Origin of the sequence: Pantoea sp. MHSD4, assembly GCF_021043305.1 — a bacterium.
Taxonomy (GTDB): Bacteria; Pseudomonadota; Gammaproteobacteria; order Enterobacterales; family Enterobacteriaceae; genus Pantoea; species Pantoea eucalypti.
Map to the genome: position 1 here is coordinate 1 of NZ_JAJNDH010000014.1, position 8,110 is coordinate 8,110.

The window sequence follows — 8,110 nt, forward strand, 5'->3', positions numbered from 1 at the left end:
AATGCGCGCGTCGGTGGCCAGCAGTTCGGCGGTGAGCACAAACGGACGGGACAGCGTCTCGGTACCCGTGAGCGTATGGAACAGCAGGCCGTCCGCCGGCAGCTGAGCAGTAATGCGTGAGAACATAATCAGATTCCGTGCTTATATTAGAGATTAGGTACCAGTACGTCATGGCGCTGTCATCCAGAGTATCGATGTGCACCAGTGGCTCCCAGCCATCCGCGGTCGACAGGTAATGCGTGTCGCGCTGCTGCTTTCACCTACCGTTTGTAACTCTCTACACAGGCAGCACACCGTCCCGGTTTAGTTCCCGTGGTGTTACAGGACTTTTAGCCCGTCATGGCAGGCTTTTTAAACAGCCAGTCAGACATATTTATCTCACACTGGCAGCCTTCATACGCGGCCCAGACTTCCAGGCAGGGTGAGTCATCCGTGGTTAATTAGCGTCAGATGTGAGTTAAACCGATATCAGGGAGGCAACTGGTTCCAGTCCCTTGGCTGGAAGCTGCCTGGCAGCGCAACGGTAATGCAGGATTTCTTCTCTGGCCAGGGTATAAAGGCATTTTCGGAAGCGCTGTTAGATCGCTTCCCTGGAGAAGCCCGACGTAAAAGAAAAGTATATTCCTTGTTAATATTAACAGCCTGTTTCCCTTCTTAGTTTAATTCGCCAGCCAGATGCCGTAATAAATCACTATAGTCCCAAGAGAAAGAATGACCTTTGAAAAAATGAACAGCCCTGGTGCCAGCTTACTGATAGCCGGTGAAAACCGCCTGTAATTGTCTGCATTATATTTCTTGTGAAAATCCATAACAGTGCCAAACATATTGCAGAATCCGACAAGTATAAATTTCATACCCCATATAAAAAATAATGATGCACCTAACGCCTCCATTAAGTCCCCTGCGGCGTCCCTGGTAAAACCCGGAATTATAGCTGCCAGTCCTTTAAGCACGAATCCAATAGCGATAATGGCGATAAAAATCCCAACAAAAGCTTTCCCTATACCAGCCAGCGTTTCTTTTCCATAGGAAATCTTACTGCTCCAGATAAAATACACCGTCACTGACCAGAACAATAAAAATGCTAAAATTTCCATGTTGTTGCCATCCATTTTTAAAAATCAATTAGCAGCCAGAATCGTTATGTAGCCGCTAATTATAGCAATATTGCTAAGGCCACCTCCCTCAACATTATCCGAATATCCTACACTGCTAATAATAAAATCACTCACGGAATTTATGATAAGTTACAAATAAACTTCACCCGTTAATCTTAATAATAAAGAAAATCTGACGCTGGTTGTTTCCGTATTAGTTTGATGATTGAGTCAGGGCGGTCAAATATGCGGATAAAATGCGGCTTTAAATAGAAGAATGAAAATTTAATGCCTGAGGACTCGCTTGCGGATGATCTATTAATTTAGAAAGCTGAGCTAAGTTACCAGCCTAATCATAACCCCAATGAAATTTACCCTTAAGTTGGAGAAATTTTAAAAAGCAACATAGAGAATTATAAATTGATTAATAAAATACCCATAAATGTACTCACCTAATCTTTTCTCTCAATTCATTAGCTGATGCAGCATCACCAGAAGATTGAATCTCATCGATCAATCTCGAAGCTTCAATCATGTCTCCTTTGTTTATCAAATAAACCGCATAATTGTACCTGGCAACCTCATTTCCTTGTAAGGCAGATATTTTCAACCATTTTATCATGTCAGGCTTGATGAAATTTGAAAATGCATAATACTGATATAGCTTAATAGAGGCATCGCTATTTACCTCCAAGGATTTCTTCTTGTAATAAACAATTTCATCTTCATTTAAATAGTAAATAGTAAATAGTTCCACTTGAAAGCATTCTTGAACCTCGCGACCAGCTCACAATGAAAATAGTAGACTCGTCAAAATAGATAATAAAATATAAATTATCGTTAATTTTCACTGAAGGATATGAGCATCTCTAAGAAAATAGCAGAGAGTTGAAATTATGAATAAAAAACCGGAATGAGCATAATAGCCGCCTCCGGTAGATACCAAGAAACTAGGTTAGATCACTTTTAAAGTGTTAAATCAATCACCTTTGAAGCAACCAATATATTTTAATCCTTTAAAATCACTACCTATAGCAGGAAAATTATCAACGTCAAGATTTGAATACCATAAAATGGCGTTTGCTTTATCAATTCCCAAGTTGGCGCATGTATTTCTTATTTTTTCCATCTCGCTTAGATCAACTGCTGCTTGCTCAAGTATCTCATTAAGAGGAACATCTTTTTCTTCTCTTGGTATTATTCCTATAAAGTCTTCATCGTACCACTTTGTGCCAAGATACTGACAAAATGCACAAACTTTATAGGAGGGATCCTCAAAATCCCCTTCAGTTGAGTAATCAAGCTCAAAATATTTCAAATAGTCTTTTTCGGAATCATAATTACTTCCTATCCAAAGATGTACAATATCCGCGTCGTAATTAGTATTCATCAAAAGCATCCTGTTCGTTTCATGTGGATCGAATGGTGTGTTTCTATAATGTCTATGGCTTGCATCTTAGTTTCAGCACTTTTTAAATCACTGATAAGTTTGTTATGGAAATGCCGCCCTGCTTTACTTCCATGATGAGGACCATTTGGGACAGGCATTCCATTTCTATCAGTGACATTAATAAATGTAATTTCGCTAGTCGGAACTGTCATTGCTTTAAGCTCTTCTGCGCTAAACCCTAACTCTTTCGCTTTAGATGCTATCGATACAGGGAACATTTCATGCATACCACCGGGACTTCGAAGAGCACTCTCAACAGCTGATTTATTATCGATAATATCCTGAACTGATGCGCCATTAAACCAGGAGTTAAACGTGCCTTTTTCCCAAGGAATCAAGCCTAATGGATCCACCCAAACCATTGGATCATTAACATAGGTGTAAGTATTTAATCCACCCTTTAACCCTATCGGATCCGGCTGCGTATAGCGACCGCCGCGCGGGTCATAATATCTTAGCGTGTTATAGTGCAGCCCGGTTTCACGGTCAAGGTACTGTCCCTGAAAACGAAGGTTCTGCGGCACGCCCCAGCTCGCATTACACTGTTCTGACAGGGTGCGCCCCCAGACAGAGAAGTTGCCGCGCCAGACGCTTTTGCCTTCCTCATCAGTCAGCCTGTCCGGCAGGCCGTTTATCTCGGTGTGGTACCAGTAAATATCACTATGCGTGCCTGTGCTGTCAATACGTGCCAGCGGTTCGTAGCTGTTTTCTGCATAAACATAGCGTACGCCTGTGTCTGGCCTGTGAGTGCTGCTTTCACCAACCAGTTGCATGCCCAGCCAGGCAAATTTTGTGCATTCCGGCTGCTCCTGACGGTGCCGCCAGACGCGTTTTTCCGTACGGCGTCCCAGCGCATCGTACAAGTATTGCGCGCGGCTGAATTCAATATCACCCTCAATCTGAACATCACTGATACGATGCTCACTGTCATAGAAAAAACGCTGCACAATACCCCGGTGGCTATCATGCCGCTCCGTCATACGACCAAAGCCATCATATTCCCAGCGCACACCATCCAGACGCCTCAGCATGTTATTCCGTACCGGATGCAAATCCTGTGTTGTCTGATTGTCTGCAGCGTCATACAAAAACTGTTCATCACAGCCCGGCATTATGCTTTGCGTCACCCTGCCAGCTGCATCGTATCCCCATAGCAACTGTCGGTATTTCTCCTGCGGCGACGACGGTGTGCCATCTGTATAAATCTGACGGATAATCTGATCGGCCTGATCCCACTGGTAACGTCTTTCTGCAATCAGCGTTTTACGCGGGTTGTCCAGACAGCGCCGATGGGAAATCCGTCCCGCCACGTCATAATATGTCTCCTGCGTTAGCACGCCCTGCGTGCGATTCGTTTCCCGGTGCAGACGGTCTCGCTGATATCCTGCCAGGGACAACTTTTTCGCGTTGAAGGAGAGTTGAATCTCCAGAAGATGTCCACTGCCGTAACGAAGAAAGTCGATTTTCTGTCCATCCGGGTATGACGTTGCACTCAGATTATTCAGTGCATCATATTGATGACAGTACTCCCCTGAATGATTTTTTTCGCTGATCAATCTGCCCAGTTTATTATAGGTAAATATCTGATATTCAGCATGTTCCGGGTCACGCATCTCAATAGCAGCCTGACGCCATTCCTGATATGGCGCGCGACAAATCTCTAATGCCAGGGCACTGTGCCGGAACTCGGTCCGATGCTCACATGTTTCACGCGCCGTCATTCGCCCCAGCGCATCATATTCATAGTTCGTGACTTGAGGCGGCATTTCGCTGCTGCTGTCCGGATAGCGGATAAGCGACTCTACCTGCTGGAGCGCATTGTAATGATACTCGGTCTTCCGTCCTGCATAATCCTGCTGCTGCTGCAATAATCCAGTCGAACTATAGCTAAAATGCCACTCCTGCATGTTGCTGTTAATTAATGTTGTCAGTCGCCCAGCCCGATTGAAACGAAACTGTGTTTTCTGGCCCGCCGGATCAACTGCCTCAATGACCTGACCACGGGAATTTAAAGTAACTTTATGCGCCAGAATACCTTCAATACTTTGCCCGCATAGTAAGCCGGCTTTATTGTATTCGAATCGGGTTTCACGTCCGTCCGGACGCGTTAAAATTTCAAGTCGCCCCGCCGGACTCCATGCAAATCGCTGTGTATTGCCCAGCGCATCCGTGATGCTTACCAGCCTTCCTGTATCATCATACTGACGGCGAGCAGGGTAACCGGAACAGTCTTCTTCGCGGATTAGTTGGCCACGACTGTCCCACCAGAAACAGTGCCGGTTACAATGAGCATCTATGCGCTCAACCAGATCTCCCTGTTCATTCCATTTAAAAAGCGTGGTTGCACCTTCCGGATCGGTCAGAGACACAACATCACCGGCTAGATTATACTCGTATTGCCATACTGCACCGTTCGGTAACACCTCTTTCAACGGGAGCGCATATAACGGATGCCAGGTTTTAAGCGTGGTGCGCTCCAGCGGATCGCGCTCCATCGTCAGATTTCCACGCGCATCAAAAGCGTACTCCCAGCGGGCTCCGTCGGGCTGTACCATCTCATTTAGCTGTTCACTGGTCCCAGCCCAGTTGAATGCCCAGCTACCGCCATGTTCATCGGTATAAGCCGTTATACGGTACAACATATCCCAGCGATGCTGACTGGATACACCTTCATCGTTACTCACATAGGCGATGCGTTCTTTTTCGTCAGTATTAATACGCCAGTTTTCCAGCACGCTTGCCTGTTCATCCAGCACCTGGTAGGAAGAAACTCGCCAGTGCCTGCTGTCCAGAGCGGGTTGCCACTGATACTGAACTTTCAGGCCGGTTGAAAAACTGTGCCATGCCAGCATGTCACTAGCCCGATCCCAGCCATACTGGCGCAAAACGATGTTGTCCGCATCGCTCACCATGATCAGCTGGTTCTGCTCGTTGTAACGGTAAGACACCATGCAGCGGCGCGTATTTCCACAAACCTGATATACTGCGCTAAGCCGTCCCCACTCCTGATACTCAAGCTCGACATCAAGTGCTTCATTATCACTAAAGATGCGTACCAACTGCCCCTGCTTATTCCATTCAAAATATTGAGCATTTTCATGGCGATCGTAGAGACGATGCAGGCGCCATTCGCCCATATTTAAGGGATCCGGTTCGTAAAGCTGGTGTTCGCCGTCATGATGCTGTATCACCATCGCACCGTTCGGGCTACAGAACAGTTTCAGACCTTCTTCCTGAAAATCAATGACGTCTCCTGTATTGACCTTGCCCATGCCCAACTCACGGCCAGTCATATCACGAAACATCAGTTGATTATCCGGCAAACGATACAAGCGGGTTTCAAAAGGCAGCATCCAGCCAGTACCTAATATCCCGGCTGCTAAGTTGCGACTGTGGTAAATACGCTGCCATCTGAGTGGTATGCGATCCGGTAGCACAAAATCGAGGTCTTCATCCTGTGCAAGGATTTTAGCGCCAGTAGCAATATTGACAGGAAATGCCGTACTACTGGCTTTAATGACTGCCTGAGCAGCGGCTTCGGTTGCGACGATGCCGCCGAGCGGGCAAATGATTTCTTTAGCAAGGCCGCGCAGAATCAGACGGCTGTAACCAAACTTGATCAGCTGTGGCAGTACCCCTGCCAGGGCCCCGCCCAGTAAATTACCAGCCATATACGCCAGCATGTTTTTACCGCTGTGGATGTCACGCACTGTAATGGTATCGCCGCCGATGCGTACACGGGGATTTTCGCTAATTTTAATAACTGCTTCACAAGTGCTTTTGTCACCATTACGCGCAGCAGGCTGGTTATTGATTAACACTTTTTTTGAACCCTGCGCGATAAAATTACTGCTGGTGACCATATGGCCTTTAGCACATGCGACTTTATCCTGCGGCATGGGTGCCGCATAAGGGTTTGCACTTTCCACCACAGGCTGAGTCAGGCTGGTCCAGACGCTTTTTCCCCAATCTTTAATGTCATCAGACGTAATGTGGCTAGCCTTCTCAGCCACTGACATAAGCGCAGCACCGGGATTCAGTGTTGTTTTCATTGCCATTGCTACGCCAGTAAGCGCAAGCATACCGATCCCCGCCCAGTCAATGCCTTCATCTTGGGCAACTGGCATATTAAGATAGCCACGATCCACAGTGCCGGCTGCGCGCGCTGCCTTTTTCCCCATTATCAACACATCGTCAGACCCACTGATGATGATCGCATCAGGCGGTCCGGGATCAATTACGCTGTCGACAAATTTGCCTGCAGCGTCGCCGATTTCCTCAAGTTTTCCGCTGAAAATCAGCCCGGCAATCGCTGCACCGCCAATCACCGCACCAATTCCTGTACCCGCTGCCAGCATCACTCCTGCAACGATGGCACCTTCTACCAGGCCTCCCACAAAATCGGCAAGCGCCGAGCTATGCACCAGGGGGTCGTCGATACGGGCTGCAATAAAATCCGTCATCGTCAGACTCCCAGTTGCATACCCGCTTTGACTGAGTTCCAGAGCGCATCTGTATCTGCATCAAAAGGGGTCGTTCGGCTAAAGGTCAGTACAAGGAGATGATCTTCCATTCGCACGATCGCTAGCTGTTCATACATCATGACATGCTGGTTCTCGAAAGAGAGTTTGACCTCTTTTGCAGACTGGCCCGCAATAGTGCTTGTCACCTGCTCACCCATTACAACCTTCTTCATTCGCTGCTTAATCCTGGCCAGCTGCTGGGAGAAATAGTCATTTTCTTCTTCAGGTGAGATATCCCATGCGCGGGTGATGACTAAAGTTGCATCACTGGCAGGAAATTTCAGAACATTGATGCTGTGATCCTGCCAGGCATCAGACAAGTTGAGGGTGCCCTCTGAAAGAGCAAATGATTTAATTTCCATTATTCTTTACTTCCCTGATTAAATGCCGCTTTTACAGCATTCTGAATTTGTGCTGATGTGGGCTCTGTATCAGAAGCAGCGGCAGGTTTACTAATATTTAAATCCAGCGTACCGCCGGTATTAATTTCACCCTGCCCGGACGCGTTCACTGTGAAATTTATACATTGCAGATTGACCTGACCGTTAGCGCCTAATTCCAGAATGGATTGACCAGCCACCAGACGTATTCCGGTATCAGAAGCTTGCACAATGCCTCCCTGCACTAGTTGTAAAAAACCACCACCAATTACCTCCGTATGTGAAAGCTGTGTTGCCTGCTCATGCGCACCGGCCACCTTACCTTTGTAGTCTCGATTAATGCTGACGGTTTGTGAGCCACCAACACTATGTGATTCATCATTTTTAACATGGGTATCCATGTTCTTTTGTGCCTGGATCCACAGGTGTTCTTCACCCGCCTTATCCTCAAACCTCAGCGCGTTCGCCGTGTCCGCCGTGCCATCCTTCGACCGGCTCAGAAAACCCATCTGCGTCGCTGCCGCCGGCAGCGCCCACGGCGGCATGCTCGCCTCGTTGTACACGCGGCCGATGATCAGCGGACGGTCCGGATCGCCGTTGATGAAGTCCACCACCACTTCGTCGTTGACCCGCGGGATCTGCACCCCGCCGAACCCCTGA

Annotated in this window: 6 protein-coding genes; all 6 read right to left on the reverse strand. The window is 47.3% G+C overall.

Features of this window, described 5'->3' with window-relative positions:
- Positions 1-659: 659 nt before the first annotated feature.
- Positions 660-1,097: a hypothetical protein gene (locus tag LQK91_RS21575; RefSeq protein WP_231001673.1), complete on the reverse strand. Its 438-nt coding sequence runs from the start codon at positions 1,095-1,097 to the stop codon at positions 660-662.
- 448 nt (positions 1,098-1,545) lie between these two features.
- Entirely contained in the window at positions 1,546-1,854 is a 309-nt protein-coding gene (locus LQK91_RS21580) for a hypothetical protein (RefSeq protein ID WP_105100157.1), read from the reverse strand.
- 222 nt (positions 1,855-2,076) lie between these two features.
- A complete protein-coding gene (locus LQK91_RS21585) occupies positions 2,077-2,487 on the reverse strand; it encodes an immunity 22 family protein (protein ID WP_033761564.1) in 411 nt (136 codons plus the stop codon).
- Positions 2,487-7,010: an RHS repeat-associated core domain-containing protein gene (locus LQK91_RS21590; RefSeq protein WP_105100158.1), complete on the reverse strand. Its 4,524-nt coding sequence runs from the start codon at positions 7,008-7,010 to the stop codon at positions 2,487-2,489. Before LQK91_RS21590 ends, LQK91_RS21585 begins: the two co-directional genes overlap by 1 nt.
- Positions 7,011-7,012: 2 nt before the next feature.
- Positions 7,013-7,432, reverse strand: a complete 420-nt coding sequence (locus tag LQK91_RS21595) for a DcrB-related protein (RefSeq protein WP_003849020.1) — start codon at positions 7,430-7,432, stop codon at positions 7,013-7,015.
- On the reverse strand, positions 7,432-8,110 hold a 679-nt coding region (locus LQK91_RS21600; RefSeq protein ID WP_231001674.1), incomplete at its 5' end, for a bacteriophage T4 gp5 trimerisation domain-containing protein. The genes LQK91_RS21600 and LQK91_RS21595, both read right to left, overlap by 1 nt.